The organism is uncultured Mobiluncus sp. (genome assembly GCF_947087965.1).
Lineage (GTDB): Bacteria > Actinomycetota > Actinomycetes > Actinomycetales > Actinomycetaceae > Mobiluncus.
Map to the genome: position 1 here is coordinate 26,345 of NZ_CAMUES010000004.1, position 16,942 is coordinate 43,286.

A 16,942-nucleotide genomic window follows, 5' to 3' on the forward strand; every position below is an offset into this window, starting at 1 on the left:
ACGTCACAGGCTTATGCGTCCGGAGCTTTTCCCGAAAGGGTAATCTCATCCGGATTGAGTTCCTGCAAGGATTTGTCGTCCAAAAAGGTCCTCCCCACCGGCAGCGTACTCGGTGTCAGGTCTGCATCTGTTTCTGAGTGCGCCCCACAAGTGTGATCCATCGCCACCACGTGTCCGTCGTCAGGACTCCAGGCATTGGTACACAAGCCAAACTCCAGACGCAGCGAACCACTGACTTTCCAAAGGTAACCGCAGGTAGAGCAGGGATTCTCCGGCGGGTTACCGTGACGGTCCAGTTCGGTACGGGAATGCACGTCACGCAGCCAGCGTTTCACCGCCGCATTGCGGCCTTCCCGGTTCAACACCCGTTTCCGTCCCAGTCCCAGTTCCCACAGAGCCAGTTGATCAGCGTCCTCGTCGGTGGCTTCATATCCTTGGTCGAGGTTCGGGTCGTCAGGATCGTAGGGAGTCCGGTCCTTGCGCCCCAGGTCACCGGGCTCTAACCGCTGTGACCACGGCACCCACGGGGGTGCCAACAAGGCGCCTTCAGCAGGCAGCAGGTCGGTTTCACACACCGTACCAATCCGTCCATGCGGAACTCGGGTCAGGCTGACTGCCCACACCCAGCCTTTGTATCCCGGTTTCAGGCACTCAAAAAAGTGCGTCACCAACCGCTGGCCAGTCGCCTCCACTCGCAGGTGGTTCCCCACTTCTGTGTCTTTAGTAATAGATTTTAAAGCATCGCGGGCCAGGTCGGACTGTTTAGCCAGTACTGAGTCGGGTTCCGGCGTCCCGGTTGGCTGAATAGTTTGTATTTGTTTTCGAGCCATCAAAAGCTCCTTCGTGTCACTTCTTGGTCTGGTTCATTCTGGAGATGCTCACGCTTCGAAAGACTGCGCCACAATTTTCAGCATCTTGGCAATCTGTTTGCCATTTTCGGGATATTTTCCCCGTCGCAGACTTCCCGAAGCATCATCAAGAATCCTGATGAGATCTTCTACGATAGGAACCATATCGGCAGCTTTTTTGCGTTGCGCTTTGGCGACGGAAGGAAGTTTTTCTACCACGGTCACATTCATGGCCTGGCGTCCGCGTTTACCATCGACCACCGAGTATTCGACCTTGGTACCGGGATGCAAGTCCACCACGGTCTCAGGCAGAGCCGAGGCATGCAGGAACACCTCTTCACCATCAACTCCGGCTATGAACCCGAAGCCTTTGACAGCGTCGTACCATTTCACTTTCCCGCTCGGCACATGTCCTCCTCTGTAAATCTTGGTTCGCTTACCGCTCAAATCTAACGATTTCGGCAAATATCTCAACCCAACCAGTCTAACTGCAAGCCCCAGCTGAGATAAAGTTGTAGGTGACGTTTGTTCTGTTCGGAAGAAAGTAGCAAAGTTACTGTGTTCTCAAGAATTCGTTCCATAGCGGTAGGTTTTGTTTTACTGATGGTGGGGTTCGCTCCAGCGAGCTTCGCTCAGGCTTCTCCTGTTATTCAACCCGCAGCAGATCCCCTGGATATCTCCAGCAACCAGATTTACGACCCCGACAACAAACTGGGTGATGACGGCATCTACCAGGTGAAAAGTTCCATTGAAGCCGCCAAGAATTTCAACATGTCGGTTTATATCGCCATCGTCCCCGATTTCGGTGAGCTCTCTCCCCGCGAATGGAACGAAAAAACGATGCAACTGTCGCACATGGAAGCCAACTCTTATCTGCTTTCAATTGCCTACAGCCCCAATGAGGACGGCGCGGGTGAGATTGCGGCCTCTTCCACCGCAGGTTCAGCTATCAACAGCGCCCAAGCGGGCGACCGGGCAATGCAGGTTTTGCCTTATCAGTTGAGTAACGGCGAATACGCTTCAGGCGTGAGTTCTTTCGTCCAGCAGTTAATGGATCTGGCCATGTCCGCAAGTTCTGGTGCGGCGGCCCCTGCGGACAACGCCGATGTTTCAGGACGCTCCACCAATAACTGGTTCATCCTCATGCTCATTTTGGCGATGTTGGTCGCCGTCGCTCTGGCTATCGCGATTTATCGGCGAAATTCCTACAACACCGCAGCAAAGCCTCAAGATACCGTGGACTTCGACGCGGTTGAGAGTGCTGATCACGACAGCGAATTTGAAAGCAGCGAAGCGCTTACCCCCGGAACTGCGGCAGGAAGCATACCTCCAACTAATGACGAGCAACCCTTCGTCACCCCCTATGTTGCCGAGGCTACCCCAGAAACAGTTCCGGCAGATGTCTACGCTGTGGCCCCACCGGTGGAACAGCTTCAGCCGGAAGCACCGGTCTATCCAGAGCCAGAAATGCTCTTTGATGAGGCCGCCGCCGCGGAAAGCGAAGCTAACTTTGAACGTGGACTCAAGGCTTTGAAAGACTTGAACGAGTCCATTTTTGCAGCTACCGAAGATTTGCACGCTTCCGTGGAAGCCTTCGGAGAAGCGGAAACCCGTAACTTCGCCGCTACCCTGGAATTCTCTCGAGAACAAGCCAATGCTTTGTTGAACTGGCTGGCGGGAGCGGATTTAGTCAGCTCCGAGGAAGCCGGACAAGTTGAGGATTCGGCTCGGCAAGTAAAGCAGGCTCTGTCCGCTGAGGTACTGGCATTCGCGAAACGTCGCCATAACCCTGACCAGGTCGGAGCTTCCCTGAATCGGTTGGCAGCTTCCTGGAACCGCGCCCGGAAGTCTCTGGCCCAAGTTGAGACTGTGGAAAAACAGCTGGAAATTGACTATCCGCAAGCGAATTTGGGGCATGCCAACGCGAACCTAAACCAATCGAAGCGGTTGTTAAAGGCAGCCTACAAAGGCATCCTGTCCGGGCAACAGTGCCTGAAGGAGGGCGAGACCAAGACCGCAATCCGCTACACACGCGGTTCTGAACGGGCTGTCACCCAGACCGAATTCGCTTTGGAACACATCACAAAACTCGGCACATTCTTATCCGAAACCACAAAACACCTTTCCACCATGTTGGAAACACTGGATAAGAACGTGCAAACCATCCGCACTTACGACCCCGATGCAATTGGCCAAGAGATTGCCATCACCTTACGAACAATGGAAAAGGCCCGCCAGGCTCTGGCTGGGCAGGGAGATCCAATCGAGGCCTTGAGTAAACTCTGCGGACTGCAAGCCAACCTGTTCAATGTTTATGGCACTTCGGTTCTGGCCCAAGATTTGGCTCAGCTGCAAGCACAGTTCCCGCAGCGTCTAGCGTGGGAGCTACAACATCTGGAGCTGTTGCGCACGAATATAATGCTGCGCCGCAAGAGCATTGACCCACAAATAGAGCTGGAACTGTCTCGCTGCGAGCAACTTATCGCCCAAGCGCGAGAGAAGCTCCCACAAGAACCGCTCATCGGGATGACGATGCTCTCCACCAGCGCAGAAATGTTGATTCAGCTGGGTAGCGGGATTCCAGCAGCTTTCCCTACCCCGGCTAAATAGCCAGACAATTTGTTTTAACCCGGCTGGGTGAGAGATGTTTTTCGGAAAGTTATCCGACTGACGCCACGGTTAAAAAGTTGTAAACTACTGAGACGTTTTGAAAATTTCGGGATTTCTGTGGGAAATCTCGGCTGTTCAATTTGTGAAAATTTAAAGAAAACACCATAAGCAAAGAAAAACTCAATGAAACTGCAAATTCCTGAAGAAGAAACAACTTACCTTCTGGTCGATGGCGAAAACATCGACGCCACCTTGGGATTGAGCGTGTTGGGACGTCGCCCCGACCCTGACGAACGCCCCCGCTGGGATCGGGTTCGCGACTACGTTTCGGAAACTTTTCCCGGACAGACCAAAGGGCTGTTCTTTTTGAACGCATCGGCCCATATGCCCATGACTTTTGTCCAAGCCTTGTTAGCGATGGATTATCAGCCGATTCCCCTCACCTCTGAGGGGGATGAAAAGGTCGTTGACATTGGCATTCAGCGCACCTTAGAGGCCATCGACAAACAAGAATACGGAAATGTGGTATTAGTTTCTCACGATGGGGATTTCGAGCCTCAACTGCGCAGTTTACTGCGTAACGACCATGATGTTACGGTGGTGGGATTTGAAGAATTTCTCTCTGGCGAGTTGCGCACTCTTGAGGAAAGCGGTCTGAAAATCGTGGATTTGGAGCGTGAAATTCACGCTTTCAACGCGCCGCTGCCCCGTATCGGAGCAATTGTGCTAGACGAATTTGTCCCGGAAGATTTTATTTAATCGCCGCTAGACGTTCTTGGCGCAAACGCTGCAGCCCTGGAATTTCCGGTATTGCCAGCGGAAGGGCCGCCCCCACAGCGCGTGCTAGCAACAAATCCGCCAGCTGCGGGTTACGCGCTAAGCACGGTCCGTGCATATAGGTCGCAATGATGGATCCCTGGACGCAGCCCTCCACCGCTTTTCCGTCCTCTGTGGCACGGTAACCATCGGGAATCTCCCGACTCACTTCACGTCCCTGCTGCACTCCGGCTTCTGCGCTGACCCCGTCAGCCAACCCCGGAGCCACCCCGGGCTGGCCGTTGCCAACGCCATAGGTCACGAAGCCCAACGGTAGCGCATCCCTACCTAAGAGGGTTGCACCACCGTGGTTTTCAAAACCGGTCAGGGGCTCGGTCAACTCACGCTCCAACTGTAAACCGCTGGCGGAACTGACCAATTCTCCGATGGCCCGAGCCCCTTGCGGCAAGGTCACCACGTCCAGTAGCCCTGCCCCCTCGGTGCGTTTGCCTTCCGCGTCCGTATACCAAGTTCCCAAGACCTGGAAAGCGGCACATATGGCCAGCACGGGACTCCCATTTTGTACCGCGCGTTCCAATCCGCGGTCCGTCAACAAACGGCGCGAGGCAATGGTTTGCGCGATATCCTCCCCGCCACCCAAAGTGTAAATATCCAAAGTCTGCGGAATCGCATCCGTGCAGCTCACATGCACAATCTCAGAATGGTATCCCAATAACTTGGCGCGATGAGCCAGCACCACCGCGTTTCCACTGTCCCCGTAGGTGCCCAAGACCTCGGGCATCAGCACCCCGATACGCAACGTTGATTCATTCACCGCAACCACCCCTGTGCTATAAATTCTTCCCGTGCGTCACGAAAACTCGTGTAATTCAACAACATATCAACCTCGCCGGGCTCAACCATCTCGATAGCTTCCAAAACTGTCGGAGCCCAGCGCGTTTCGATGCCCGCGTAGTTCAAACGTACCTGTAAATCTGCACCGCGTTCGCCCGTGGCCACCACAGTTTTTCCGCTCAATGCTTCAAAGTTCACATCCCACAGCCAGCTCAGGTCAGTTCCATCGGCGATTTGACCGTTGACTCCCACGATGATCTCAGCCTGCGGATTGAGCATCGTCAAGGATTCCATCCACCCGGCCGGATTCTTTGCCAACAACATCCGAATGTGGCGTCCCTGCACGTTAAAACTCGCGTAGCGTCCCGCCACATCCCTCACTCTGGCGATTCCTGCGGCAGCATTTTGTGCCTCTACTCCCAACAGCCTCGCGGCAACAAAAGCCTGCAGGGCGTTGCCGCGATTGGCTCTCCCCGGGAGCCACACCGTCGCGGTCGTTTCTTCCCCACTGGCAGTATCGACCAGCCTCATGGGGGAACCGGCGTGGAAATTCTCAGCTTTCCAAATCCACTTCGGATTAGGACGGGCAAAATCGGACTGGGTTGGGGGCCTGTCCCAAGGCACCTCTTGGGCCAGCAAATCCTCAACCGGAACCGAACGCCACGACACCGTTCGGTCAAAACCGGAAGCCAGTTCACGCGGTTCGCCAGTCAGCGTATCCGGCTCATCCTGGGAATAAATAATCGCTCCGCCGGTTCGAGGTGCCGTCAGCGAGTCTCCGCTCCAGCCTTTGCCCGCCGCGACCCAGACAGGGTGCGCACTGTCCCAAGCTGCCGAGGTCACCAGGGGGTCATCCACGTTGGCGACCACGTAGGCCTGCGGATTTTCATCGACTGCGGCACGAATGCGCTTTTCAATGACCGCAATCTCCCCCACCCGATCCAGCTGATCACGCGAGAGATTCAACAGCACTATGACCCGTGGACAGGTCGCTTTCGCGATAAGTTCCAGGTGCATTTCATCGATTTCCAGAACTGCCACTCCAGCATGCAAGTTCGACATCAAAGCTGTAACAACACCGGGGGTCATGTTGTCCCCGCCGCGGTTTGAGGCTACAGCCGAGCCCCCCTCCAAAACCGCTTCACTGAGCATCCGCGTAGTTGTGGTTTTCCCGTTAGTGCCCGTGACCAGGGCAATAAGTCGATTCGCCGCCAAATGTTCCAGAATCTCCGGTTGCAGCCACAGCGCCACTCGACCCCCAATCATGCCCCCACTGCCGCGCCCAGTGAGTCGGGAGACTCGGGCAGCGGCATTGCCTACCGCAATCGCGAAGCGATCGCGCCACCCCAGTCGAGGCTGCGAGGTGGGGGGATTGGGGGCAGGCACGTTGCCAGCTGTAGAATTAGTCACAGGAAAAGTCTAGCGAAAAACTTTGCCCCACCCTTATCGCAGCTTCATAAAATTTAAATACTAGCATGAAGGAATGCTGAAAATACTGCCAGGGTGTGTGCTATGTAAAAAATGAATCTCAGGAAGTAATTCTGCCGTGACCAAGGAGATCGCGATGAAGCAAATTGTCATTCTCGGTGGCGGCACGGCCGGTTCGATTGTGTCAAACCGGCTGTACCGACAGCTACCGCAGAACGAATACCAAATCACGGTGGTGGATCGCGACAACAACCACCACTATCAACCGGGGTATCTCTTTGTGCCTTTTGGGATGTACAAACCTCGCACCGTGGTTAAGAAACGCTCCAGATTCTTGCCCTCCGGGGTGCGTTTTGTGATGGACCGAATCAAGAAAGTCGACCCCGTTGCGAAAACCGTGGAACTGGAAAATGAAACCATCCCCTACCACTACCTAATCATCGCCACCGGGTGCACCATTCGTCCCGACCAGGTACCGGGAATGAGCGACCCGAAGGTTTGGCGCAAGAGCGTCTTTGACTTCTATACCCTCTCGGGCGCCGGACGTCTGCACCAGGCTCTTAAGAACTTCGAGCGCGGCCGCCTGGTGGTGCATATTTCCGAGATGCCCATCAAGTGCCCGGTCACACCCCTGGAGTTTGCTCTCCTGGCAGATTGGTACCTATTTATGCGTCGACGCCGCTACGACGTTGATATCACCTTCGTCACCCCGCTGGACGGCGCATTTACACAGCCGGTAGCCAAAGCAGAACTCGGAGACTTGCTGCGTAAACGAGATATCGAGATAGAAACCGATTTCAATGTCAAGAAAATCGATCCGGACAGCAAAACCCTGGTGGGATATGACGGTCGTAACATTCCCTTCGACCTGCTGGTTACTATTCCGCCAGTGATGGGTCAACAGTATGTCGCAGATTCTGGCCTAGGCGATGAGAGCAACTATATTCCCATCGACAAACACACGCTGCAGTCCGAACAATACCCCGATATTTTTGTGCTCGGGGATGCCGGAAATCTGCAGACCTCTAAAGCGGGGACGGCGATTCACTTCCAGTCCGATTCCTTTATCCCGAACTTCATTAACTACCTCAACGGGTGTCCGATGACCGAGTCTTTCGATGGACACACCTCCTGCTTTATTGAGTCAGGGTTTCACAAGGCGCTGCTGTTGGACCTCAACTACGATGTGCAGCCCGTTACCGGCAGGTTTCCCCTCCCGTATGTCGGCCCGCTGCGTCTGCTCGGCGAATCACGTCTGAACCACCTGGGGAAACTTGCGTTCTATGTTTTCTATTGGGGGGTTTTGGTTCGCGGGTTGACGCTACCTTTCCCGCACGATATGTCCAAGGCGGGCAAGGACTTCCGCAAGTGGGGGTTGCAGCCTGACGGGGTGACGCCTCTTCCCCGCAGAAAACCCGCCCCCGTCGAGGCGGAGCCGGAAATCAAGATACCAATCGTCCGGGTCATCGACTCCAGGCCTATAGCCACCCAAACAACTCCTCAACCAGCCAATATACCGACCAACACAACCAAGGGCGACCTCATTCCCGTGATACACGAAGTTAACGGCAAGCCCATAGATGTGACCGATGAGGGTTTCATGACACGAAAGGATCAGTGGAATGAAGAGGTCGCCGCGGCTCTAGCGCAGGCACTACACATCGAGCTTGATGATCAGGCGTGGTCCGTGATTCGCTTCGTGCGTCAAGACTTCGAAAAACATTCGGTATCTCCCACTCTGGGACGTATCTCCAAAGCTGGCGGCTTCGACGTCAGAGCCCTGTTTGCCATATTTGGCACCAAACCAGCCAAGAAACTCGCCTATATCGCGGGAGCGCCCAGACCAATCGGATGCGTCTAAACAGCCCGCCAGGAATCTAACGACCTATTCCAGACATATCGAAGGAGAAAAAATCATGGCACCAGCAGCGGAGGAATCACAGTCTCAACCCCGGAACAACCAGACTGCGGTCAACGCCGAAGACACGCCTGGCGAAACCATCACCTACGTAAACCGTAAAATGGCTTTCATCTGTTCAAAGGGAAATCTCGATATGGCTTACCCGGCGCTGATTATGGCGCACGCCGCACTCAACCAGGGCGTCCACGTAGATATCTTCTTTACTTTTTGGGGACTCGATATCATCAATAAACGCACCATGGACGACCTCAAATTCACCATGCAGGCGAACACCGCCATACACATGCCCGCCCTGGACAAATTTTATCCCGGCTGGGGCAACGCCTACATGCCTCCCTCGCTCGGAGTCCTTCCCGGCATGACAAGCTTGGCCACCTGGTACATGAAACGCGAGATTGACAAGATGGAGATTCCACCCGTACGAGACCTTTTGGAACAGGTCGCACAGATGGGTGCGAATATGTGGGCCTGTAAGATGACAGCAGACCTACTGCAGCTCAAGCCGCGGATGCTACACAAAGCGGTGAAAGGCATCATTGATGCCGGTACCTTCATCGAGTTGTCCGAAGGGTCACAGATTATCTTCATCTAAGTTTCCCCCCGGGTAGGTTGCCTCGTCACCAGTGGGGTAAAGTGGCTTGGTATCCTTTATTTGAGAGGTGAGCGATGTCAAAGATATGCGTCATAGGAGCGTCAGCGATGGGCACGGCGCTCTGCCGACCGCTCATCGACACGGGCTGGGATGTAGCCATGTGGGGAACCGAATACGACGATGCAGTCCTGGATGCTTATGCTCTGGGACAAACTCACCCGGCGATTCATGTCCCCCTGGCGCCCCAGGTTAAGACCTATCGCGCCAAGCACCTCGACGCGGCAGTAAAAGGTGCGGAAGTCCTCGCTATTTGCGTTGCTGCCGTTGGTTTACCTGACATCACCAGACGTTTAGCACCTTACTTCAGCCGCGTGCGAGCGGTATGGGTGCTGACGAAAGGTTTTATCAAGGACGAAGCAGGCCACGTACATTTGTTGGCTGAGGCGATGGAACAGATTGCTGGCGAAAACGGAGCCGAGCTGCCGACTTTGGTATCCATTGGAGGACCGGTCATTGCCCGCCAATGCGCACTGAGCGAGCCTACCGCAACGGTCTATGCCTGCCAGGATTTCGGAGCCGCGATTCACTATGCCCGGACGGTACGCACCGATTACTACCGGGCCTTTCCTACTGAGGACACGACCGGAGTGGAGGTTCTGGCTCCTCTAAAGAACAGCTATGCCATTGCTTTGGGCGTGACCGAGGGTATTCAGGAATCAACCGGTTCTCCGCAATCCAACTTGCGCGCCGCCGTGTTCGCCCAAGCAATTCGAGAAATGTCTCTGGTTTGCGAGGCTTTGGGTGGACGCCAGGAATCCGCCATTGGCCTGGCGGGAGTAGGCGACCTGGAGGTTACCGGCATTTCAGGGCGTAATAAATTTTTCGGAATGCGCCTGGGGCGCGGCGAGCACCCGGTCGAAGCCGAAGCACAGATGAAAGCGGCGGGACATACGGTAGAAGGGGTGCACTCAACCCCCTTGGCGGTAAAACTCATCGAGCAGCGCTGCCCGCAGCTGTTGGACGAACTGCCTTTGCTGCGCGCTGTGGATGAGGCAATTCGAGGCGAGGTGGACATTCGTAAGATTTTGGTCTCGGCAGCTCTGCCCGCTTATCCCGCGGATGTTTTCGCGGCCTCGCAGCAAAGCAGTTGGAACTCGGACTGGAAGCCTGTCGATGCCGGTCGTGTGTGGGGGCTGACGAAGCTTGTCAACCGCGTTAAAAATCTGTTTAGCCAGGAGTGAGGCACCCAACAGGGCACGTAGCAGCACAAATTTCGTTAGAATTCTTAATGACTTTCAAAGATGAAATCATGAAGCGGTGGGGCCTGGTATGAAAAACGTGGTGATTATTGGCGGAGGCACAGGCGGCACAGTCACAGCAAACTCACTGGTGCGCCGCTTGGACAGCAAAGAATACCGAATCACTGTCATCGATTATTCCGCCCGGCATTACTACCAGCCCGGTTTTGTCTCGCTGACTATGGGAAAAGTTCCCAACCCACTACTGTGGCGATGGCGGCGGCGAACTTTTCTACCCGGTATCCGATTCCTTCAGGATAAAGTCATCGCGGTGGATCCGGTCGCGAAAACGATTACCACTCAGGCCAAAAGCATTTCCTACGATTACCTGGTTTTGGCGACGGGATGCGAGTGCCGTCCCGAGCTGGTCGAGGGAATGACGAGGGGAACTGTCCTGAACACGGGGATTTATTCTTTCTATACCCTGGCCTGGGCGCGGCGCTTGCGCCGGGCACTGCAGACCTTCGACCACGGCCGCCTGGTGGTGCATATCTCTGAATTTCCTATCCGCTGCCCCGTAGCTCCGATTGAGTTCGCTCTGAAAGCCGATCACTATTTCTTTGAACACCGGGTTCGCGACGATATCGAAATCATGATTGTCACCCCGCAATCCCAGGTTTTTGAGCAGCCCGTAGCCGCTCGGAATCTTTCTAACCTCTTGCGCCTACGCGACATCGAGGTTAAGCCTGACTTCGTGGTGCGCCACATCGATGCCGGAGAAAAACGAATGTACTCCTACGATGGGAAGGTTGTTGACTACGACATGCTGGTGACCGTTCCCCCCATGCGCGGTCAGCAGTTCATCGTGGATTCCGGACTGGGCGATGAGATGGGATTTATTCATCCCGACCTGGAAACCCTGCAACATCGTGAATACCCGGATATTTTTGTCATTGGCGACACTGCCGATTTACCGACTTCCAAATCAGGTTCCGCAAGTGTATACCAATCTCGGGTATTAGTTTCTAACTTGCTTGATTACATGGCCGGCAGACCGATGGTTCGCCATTATGACGGTCACGCCATGTGCATTGTCGACACAGGTTACCACCAGGCAACCGTGATTGACCGTTCTTACACCGTGCCCGCAGTGACTGGAAAATGGATTTTTCCCTATTTGGGCCCCCTGTCCCTGCTAAAGCAGAGTCGCAGAAACCACCTCATAAAACGGTTCATGTTCGTGTTCTACAGTGTGCTCATGGTGGGTCTGCGAATTTTCGATAGAATTTCTCATATACAGCTTTTGGGTAAGGAATTTAGTCGGTGGGGTCTGCGGCCTGACGGTACGACTCCACTCAGCACTCCGAATCTCTCTCAAGATTCCGCAAGTTTTATCGCCCCCACTTGGAAACGCCATCCCAACGCTTGTCTGGCGGCGGCGATATCCACAAAAGTTTTAGAAATTCCTGTGCTTCGCGAGGCCGGTGGGGTGCGTATTGACGTGAACTCGGAAGGGTTCATGACCAAGCCACATCAGTGGACTCCCGAGATTGGGGCTGACCTGGCTCGCGCAATTAACTTAGAGATGACGCCCCGACACTGGGAAGTCATCGAATTCGCGCGGGACAGCTTTGCAAAATACCATGTCAGCCCCACGCTGAGACGTCTCGAAATGGCGGGAGGCTTCCCGATTTCCGAACTGTTCGAGCTTTTCCCCTTTAAACCGGGGAAACTTATCGCCTACGTGGCCGGAATTCCCAAACCAGTAGGCTGTATCTAGGTTCCTGCAGGAGAGTGAAGTTATGGACAAATCCACCGCTGATTTTTTTGACCAGGATTTCTGGCGCGTCTCGGAACCCCTGCTACACGTGGACCAGCGCAAGATGGCCTTTATCTGTTCTAAAGGTAACCTCGATATGGCCTACCCGGCGTTGATTATGTCAATCGCAGCTCTTACGGACAAAATCGACGTCAACATTTTCTTTACTTTCTGGGGTCTAGACATCGTCACGAAACGCACCATGGACTCCCTAAAATTCACCATGCAGGGAAACGCAGCTCTGCATCTTCCCTTCCTGGAAAAAATCCGCCCTGGTTGGGGCAAGCGCTATATGCCTCCCAGCCTGGGAAATCTTCCGGGAGCCACGCACCTCGCCACCTGGTACATGAATAAAATGATGGAAAAGAACGGCATTCCCCCCGTACGCGATTTGTTGGAGCAGATTGTTGAAATGGGCGGTCATCTGTGGGGATGCAAAATGACCGTGGACCTCATGGAGCTGCGCCAGAACATGATGTTTAAAGGGGTTTCGGGAATCATCACGGCCCCCGAATTCATCAAAAAATCGGAAGGCGCCCAAATTATTTTCATCTAATCGCGGTTCCTCAGCACACTGGCTTGAGCCGATGGTTCCGCGTGACACTGCCTAAGGGTGAAAGATAACCGGACCTGGGGGGAGGTTTTCGGGTCTCCAGGTAGTCGCGGCTTGTTGCAGGATTTCTTTCGTGGGACAGGTCAACAGTTCAGTCGCGTCAGTTTTCGCTACCGACCATCCCAACGTTTCCAACGCTCTCAAGAGAATCTGTTGGTCAGACCACCCCAGGAAGTTCAGCTCGGGACGGGTCACCGATTTATCTCGCTTGGCTAGGCGCTGCCCCTGCGCATTCATGACCAGCGGCACATGAGCATAACTGGCTGGGCGACCTCCCAACGTTTCGGTGAGCCAGGCCTGCACCGGAGCGCTGGAGGCCAAATCAGCCCCCCGCACAATCTGATTCACGCCTTGATTCATGTCGTCCACCACCACGACCAGCTGATAAGCCCAATCCCCATCGGTACGCCGCAACACGAAGTCGTGGAGCAGACCGGTCAGCGGCCCCAACAGGGAATCTTGTACCGTATATTCCACTCCTTGCGGGGCTCGCAGTCGCAAGGCCGGTTTGCGGCCTTGCGCTGCCAGGGCGGCTTGTTTTTCCACCCGCTCTGAATCACCCAATTCCCGGCAGGTTCCCGGATAAATCCCGGGTTTACCATGCGGGGCGCTGGCAGCGGCTGCGATGTCTGCCCGCGAACAGTAGCATTCGTACACCAGACCCTTTTGTACCAACTGTTCCAAAGCTGCTTGGTACAGCTCGTGACGTTGCGACTGGTATACAACCCTTTCATCGCTCTGCAGACCCAGCGCCGTCAGGTCCTCCAGGGCTTGGGCGGCAAAATCGGAACGAGACCGTCCGGTATCGATATCCTCTATTCGCACCAAGAACTCGCGCCCGCTGGACTTAGCAAACAGGTAGGCTGCCACCGCGGTGCGCAGATTCCCGAAATGCATGACTCCCGACGGGCTGGGCGCAAACCGGCCAAAGCCGCTTCGACCCACCCTACACCCTCTTGACCAGCGGGAACGTAATAGTTTCGCGGATTCCTGCTCCGGTCAAGGTCATCAGCAAACGGTCCAGACCCATCCCCATACCGCCGGCGGGAGGCATCCCCTGTTCCATCGAAATGAGGAAGTCCTCATCCACTTCCATCGCTTCCGGATCTCCGTTGGCGGCATCCAAAGCCTGCTGTTCAAAGCGTGCCCGCTGTACCACCGGGTCGTTCAACTCGGAATATCCGGTGGCAACTTCAAAGCCGCGAATCATCAAATCCCACTTTTGCACCTGGCCGGGCTTGTCAGGGTGCGTCTTAACCAGGGGCGAAGTGTCCTCGGGGAAATCACAAACAAAGGTCGGCTGCCACAATTTGTCGCCAACCAGTTCTTCCCACAGGACTTCCACGATTTTTCCGGAGGTATAGTAGGGTTCCAGCTCAATGTCGAGCCGATCCGCCAAAGCGACCAAGGCATCCTTCGGGGTACGTACCGTCACTTCTTGGCCCAGTGCCTCAGACAGGGAACCATAGAGGTCAATCCACTTCCATTCCCCGGATAAATCGAACTGAGTGCCATCGTTCAATGTCACGACTTCGGAACCAAACACGTCCCGGGCGCAGCGCTGAATCATCTCCCGAGTCAGGTCAGCAATCTGATGGTAGTCCCCGTAAGCGCAATACACCTCCATCATGGTGAATTCCGGGGAGTGCGAAGAATCCGCGCCTTCGTTACGGAAGTTCCTGTTGATTTCAAAAACCTTGTCTATTCCGCCAATCAGGCAGCGCTTCAGGAACAGCTCCGGGGCAATACGCAGGTAGAGCTCCGTGTCGTAGGCGTTCATGTGGGTCACAAAAGGACGGGCGGCAGCCCCGCCGTGCAAGTTTTGCAGCATGGGGGTTTCTACCTCGAGGTAGCCGTGCTCATCCAGGTAGCGGCGCAGCGTTTGCACCACCCGGGAGCGATTGCGCACCATGTCGCGAGCAGCGGGGCGCATAATCATATCCAGGTCGCGCCGACGAACCCGCATGTCTTCACTCAACGAGACTTCTTCGCCGGCTTCATTAACGTATGACTTCGGCAAGGGACGCAACGCTTTACAGGTCAGCTGCCAAGAATCCACAAAAATGGACAGTTCTCCGCGTTTGGAGCTGATGACCCGGCCGTGGACAAACAGGTGATCGCCCAGGTCAACCTCTGCCTTGTAGGCGGACATCGATTCCGGGCCGACTTCCCGCTCACTAACCATTATCTGAATGGTGGAACCATTGCCCTCTTGCAAAGTGGCGAAAGCCAGCTTGCCGCTGGAACGCATCAGACGAACCCGCCCGGCCAAGCCGACATAATCTTCGGTTTCTTCCCCCGCCTGCAGATCCGGATACTTCTGGCGAACTTCAGAAATGGTTGCGGAAATATCCACGTGTACCGGGTAGGGAGTCCTGCCCTCGGCCAACATCTTGGCACGCTTTTCCGCACGGATTCGAATCTGTTCAGGAGCCTCGGCCGCATACGTCTCATCGTCGCTCGCCGCCGGCGCTGGGTTTACTTTCTCAGTTTTGTTTTTGTTTTCAGCCACCGTCCTAGTTTAGACCATTCCCCGGTAGCGTTGTTCCGCAAGGGTTTTCCACCTTCAACCGGGTCCCCGACAGGCTTGCGGCAGGTAAAATAACGCCAAGAGGTTAATCACGTCGTTTAGGGGATTCAATGCAACTTTCCGCCGCTGACAAAATGACTGTTTCCACCCGGCTGAGCGAAGCTAAACAGTCCTTAGATGAGGTCATTGGTCTCCTGGATACTGATGCGGACGCGAGCGTATTGATTTCTAAGCTGAACGAGTCATCGCGGCGCTTAGACAGAGCCTCTTTCGCACTGATGGTCTCCAGCTTGCAGGGCACAGCCGAAGCCAGTGAACCGGAACGCGCGGCAAACATCAAGCACCTCGAGCAGCTGTTCCTGCACATCGAGTAAGCGGCAACACCCGGAGTTAGTTAACCGGATGGTTGTTCGCGTCTACGTGCACCACGCGAGGAGTCAGGTTCCGAGCTGTTTCTTCATCAACAGTGGCGTAAGCGATGATAATGACCAGGTCTCCAGGAACCACCAGCCGAGCAGCGGGTCCGTTCATCTGAATCGTGCCGGAACCACGGGTACCGGCAATCGTGTAGGTGGTCAGGCGCGAACCGTTATTGACATCGACCACATCAACTTGTTCCCCCGGCAGGATGTCGGCACGCTGCAGCAGATCCGCGTCAATAGTGATGGATCCGACATAGTTAATGTCCGCATCGGTCACGGTAGCGCGGTGAATCTTGCCGCTCATCATGGTTCGCATCCGCATATTTTCCCCTCAACAGGTTTCCCGATTCGCTCCTCAGGGAGTGATACCCCAGGGGTCTTTCACAGGGTAGTCCGAAAGATGGTACGGCCGCAACATTTCCCCCGCACGCAAAGCTCACCCCGAAAGGCGCGGCAGAACCCTTGTGACCTCTACAGTTGCACGTCCATATTATCTATCAGTCGTGTGGACCCGACTTTCGCCGCCAACGCTAGGATTGCGTTGCCGTGATAATCGCCAGTAATCGGCACAAACCCCACCGGATTCACCAGGGCGACATAATCCACGTCTATACCCGGCACCGCTTCGAGGCGCTGCCGCACTTTGGCTGCCAAATCGCCCGCACCAAGGCGGGATGCGTTTTCCCGCCCCCATTTCAGAGCCTGGGAAAGGTTGAGGGCGGTGTCGCGTTCCTGAGGTGACAGGTAGCGGTTGCGCGAGCTCAAGGCCAGACCGTCAGGTTCCCTGCGGATTTCCACGGGCAAAATAGTCAGGGGGAAGTCCAGATCAGTAACCATCTGGGAGACAATAGCGAGCTGCTGGGCATCTTTTTTGCCGAAAGCAGCCACATCGGGACGGGCCAAGTGGAACATCTTGCCCACCACCAGCAGCACTCCGGCAAAGTGCGTGGGGCGAGTTTTGCCTTCCAGGATTGTGGCGGCGCGACCGGGGTCGAAACGTACCAAAGTCTCGCCAGCCGGATACATCACTTCAGGGGTAGGCGCAAACAGCGCGTCAGCGCCGACCGCCTGGAGCTTGGCAGCATCTCCCGCCAGGTCGCGCGGATAGGTGTCATAATCCTCGCCGGGAGCGAACTGGGTAGGGTTGACGAATACCGTCACCAGCACGGTATCCGCCTGGTCTTTCGCGGCCCGAACCAAATCTAAATGCCCCTCATGCAGAGCCCCCATCGTCATGACCAGGCCGAGTCTGCCCTGAACACCTTTGCGCCAAGCCGCCAATTCTTCTCGGGTTTTCAGTAATTCCACGG

At 55.3% G+C, this 16,942-nt stretch carries 16 protein-coding genes; 8 read left to right on the top strand and 8 right to left on the bottom strand.

What is annotated here, in order from left to right; translation table 11 throughout:
* Window positions 1-11: 11 nt before the first annotated feature.
* Complete coding sequence (locus tag Q0V70_RS05280) at window positions 12-830, bottom strand: DUF3027 domain-containing protein (protein WP_297589249.1); 819 nt, start codon at window positions 828-830, stop codon at window positions 12-14.
* 48 nt (window positions 831-878) lie between these two features.
* Entirely contained in the window at window positions 879-1,256 is a 378-nt protein-coding gene (locus Q0V70_RS05285) for a cold-shock protein (protein ID WP_297589251.1), read from the bottom strand.
* Window positions 1,257-1,406: 150 nt separating this feature from the next.
* On the opposite strand from Q0V70_RS05285, the gene Q0V70_RS05290 reads away from it, so the two are divergent.
* Both Q0V70_RS05290 and Q0V70_RS05295 read left to right on the top strand, forming a co-directional pair.
* Window positions 1,407-3,458: a TPM domain-containing protein gene (locus tag Q0V70_RS05290; RefSeq protein WP_297589253.1), complete on the top strand. Its 2,052-nt coding sequence runs from the start codon at window positions 1,407-1,409 to the stop codon at window positions 3,456-3,458.
* 183 nt (window positions 3,459-3,641) lie between these two features.
* Window positions 3,642-4,217: an NYN domain-containing protein gene (locus Q0V70_RS05295; RefSeq protein ID WP_297589255.1), complete on the top strand. Its 576-nt coding sequence runs from the start codon at window positions 3,642-3,644 to the stop codon at window positions 4,215-4,217.
* Here Q0V70_RS05295 and Q0V70_RS05300 read toward each other — a convergent pair.
* Window positions 4,210-5,049, bottom strand: coding sequence for a type 1 glutamine amidotransferase (locus Q0V70_RS05300; RefSeq protein ID WP_297589258.1), 840 nt, complete (start codon window positions 5,047-5,049; stop codon window positions 4,210-4,212). The genes Q0V70_RS05295 and Q0V70_RS05300 overlap by 8 nt on opposite strands.
* Window positions 5,046-6,479, bottom strand: a complete 1,434-nt coding sequence (locus Q0V70_RS05305) for a MurT ligase domain-containing protein (protein WP_297589261.1) — start codon at window positions 6,477-6,479, stop codon at window positions 5,046-5,048. The genes Q0V70_RS05300 and Q0V70_RS05305 overlap by 4 nt, the downstream gene beginning before the upstream one ends.
* 154 nt (window positions 6,480-6,633) lie before the next feature.
* Between Q0V70_RS05305 and Q0V70_RS05310 the strand changes: the two genes are divergently transcribed.
* The 5 genes from Q0V70_RS05310 to Q0V70_RS05330 all read left to right on the top strand — a co-directional run bounded on the left by Q0V70_RS05310 (window position 6,634) and on the right by Q0V70_RS05330 (window position 12,623).
* The gene (locus Q0V70_RS05310) at window positions 6,634-8,358 is read left to right on the top strand and encodes a TusE/DsrC/DsvC family sulfur relay protein (protein WP_297589264.1); all 1,725 of its coding nucleotides are present in this window, start codon (window positions 6,634-6,636) and stop codon (window positions 8,356-8,358) included.
* A 55-nt stretch (window positions 8,359-8,413) separates the two neighbouring features.
* Window positions 8,414-9,010: a DsrE/DsrF/DrsH-like family protein gene (locus tag Q0V70_RS05315; protein ID WP_297589266.1), complete on the top strand. Its 597-nt coding sequence runs from the start codon at window positions 8,414-8,416 to the stop codon at window positions 9,008-9,010.
* Between the two features lie 74 nt (window positions 9,011-9,084).
* Window positions 9,085-10,251, top strand: a complete 1,167-nt coding sequence (locus tag Q0V70_RS05320; RefSeq protein ID WP_297589268.1) for an NAD(P)H-dependent glycerol-3-phosphate dehydrogenase — start codon at window positions 9,085-9,087, stop codon at window positions 10,249-10,251.
* A gap of 88 nt (window positions 10,252-10,339) precedes the next feature.
* A complete protein-coding gene (locus Q0V70_RS05325) occupies window positions 10,340-12,028 on the top strand; it encodes a TusE/DsrC/DsvC family sulfur relay protein (RefSeq protein WP_297589271.1) in 1,689 nt (562 codons plus the stop codon).
* Window positions 12,029-12,050: 22 nt separating this feature from the next.
* Entirely contained in the window at window positions 12,051-12,623 is a 573-nt protein-coding gene (locus Q0V70_RS05330; RefSeq protein ID WP_297589273.1) for a DsrE/DsrF/DrsH-like family protein, read from the top strand.
* Window positions 12,624-12,674: 51 nt separating this feature from the next.
* Here Q0V70_RS05330 and gluQRS read toward each other — a convergent pair whose 3' ends face one another.
* Together gluQRS and lysS are read right to left on the bottom strand one after the other, a co-directional pair.
* Window positions 12,675-13,625, bottom strand: a complete 951-nt coding sequence (gene gluQRS, locus Q0V70_RS05335) for a tRNA glutamyl-Q(34) synthetase GluQRS (RefSeq protein WP_297589276.1) — start codon at window positions 13,623-13,625, stop codon at window positions 12,675-12,677.
* Between the two features lies 1 nt (window position 13,626).
* The gene (gene lysS / locus Q0V70_RS05340; RefSeq protein WP_297589278.1) at window positions 13,627-15,192 is read right to left on the bottom strand and encodes a lysine--tRNA ligase; all 1,566 of its coding nucleotides are present in this window, start codon (window positions 15,190-15,192) and stop codon (window positions 13,627-13,629) included.
* Between the two features lie 128 nt (window positions 15,193-15,320).
* Here lysS and Q0V70_RS05345 point away from each other — a divergent pair, with 128 nt between their 5' ends.
* Complete coding sequence (locus Q0V70_RS05345) at window positions 15,321-15,584, top strand: hypothetical protein (RefSeq protein ID WP_282922259.1); 264 nt, start codon at window positions 15,321-15,323, stop codon at window positions 15,582-15,584.
* Window positions 15,585-15,600: 16 nt separating this feature from the next.
* On the opposite strand, the gene panD is transcribed toward Q0V70_RS05345, so the two are convergent.
* Window positions 15,601-15,954, bottom strand: coding sequence for an aspartate 1-decarboxylase (gene panD / locus Q0V70_RS05350; protein ID WP_297589284.1), 354 nt, complete (start codon window positions 15,952-15,954; stop codon window positions 15,601-15,603).
* 149 nt (window positions 15,955-16,103) lie between these two features.
* Window positions 16,104-16,940: a pantoate--beta-alanine ligase gene (panC, locus tag Q0V70_RS05355; protein ID WP_297589288.1), complete on the bottom strand. Its 837-nt coding sequence runs from the start codon at window positions 16,938-16,940 to the stop codon at window positions 16,104-16,106.
* Window positions 16,941-16,942: the final 2 nt, after the last annotated feature.

Bases quoted from the DNA above. Each gene is read 5' to 3' on its own strand.
- Q0V70_RS05280 (WP_297589249.1), bottom strand. From the start codon at position 830: ATGGCTCGAAAACAAATACAAACTATTCAGCCAACCGGGACGCCGGAA.
- Q0V70_RS05295 (WP_297589255.1), top strand. From the start codon at position 3,642: ATGAAACTGCAAATTCCTGAAGAAGAAACAACTTACCTTCTGGTCGAT.
- Q0V70_RS05310 (WP_297589264.1), top strand. From the start codon at position 6,634: ATGAAGCAAATTGTCATTCTCGGTGGCGGCACGGCCGGTTCGATTGTG.
- Q0V70_RS05315 (WP_297589266.1), top strand. From the start codon at position 8,414: ATGGCACCAGCAGCGGAGGAATCACAGTCTCAACCCCGGAACAACCAG.
- Q0V70_RS05320 (WP_297589268.1), top strand. From the start codon at position 9,085: ATGTCAAAGATATGCGTCATAGGAGCGTCAGCGATGGGCACGGCGCTC.
- Q0V70_RS05325 (WP_297589271.1), top strand. From the start codon at position 10,340: ATGAAAAACGTGGTGATTATTGGCGGAGGCACAGGCGGCACAGTCACA.
- Q0V70_RS05330 (WP_297589273.1), top strand. From the start codon at position 12,051: ATGGACAAATCCACCGCTGATTTTTTTGACCAGGATTTCTGGCGCGTC.
- Q0V70_RS05345 (WP_282922259.1), top strand. From the start codon at position 15,321: ATGCAACTTTCCGCCGCTGACAAAATGACTGTTTCCACCCGGCTGAGC.
- panD (WP_297589284.1), bottom strand. From the start codon at position 15,954: ATGCGGATGCGAACCATGATGAGCGGCAAGATTCACCGCGCTACCGTG.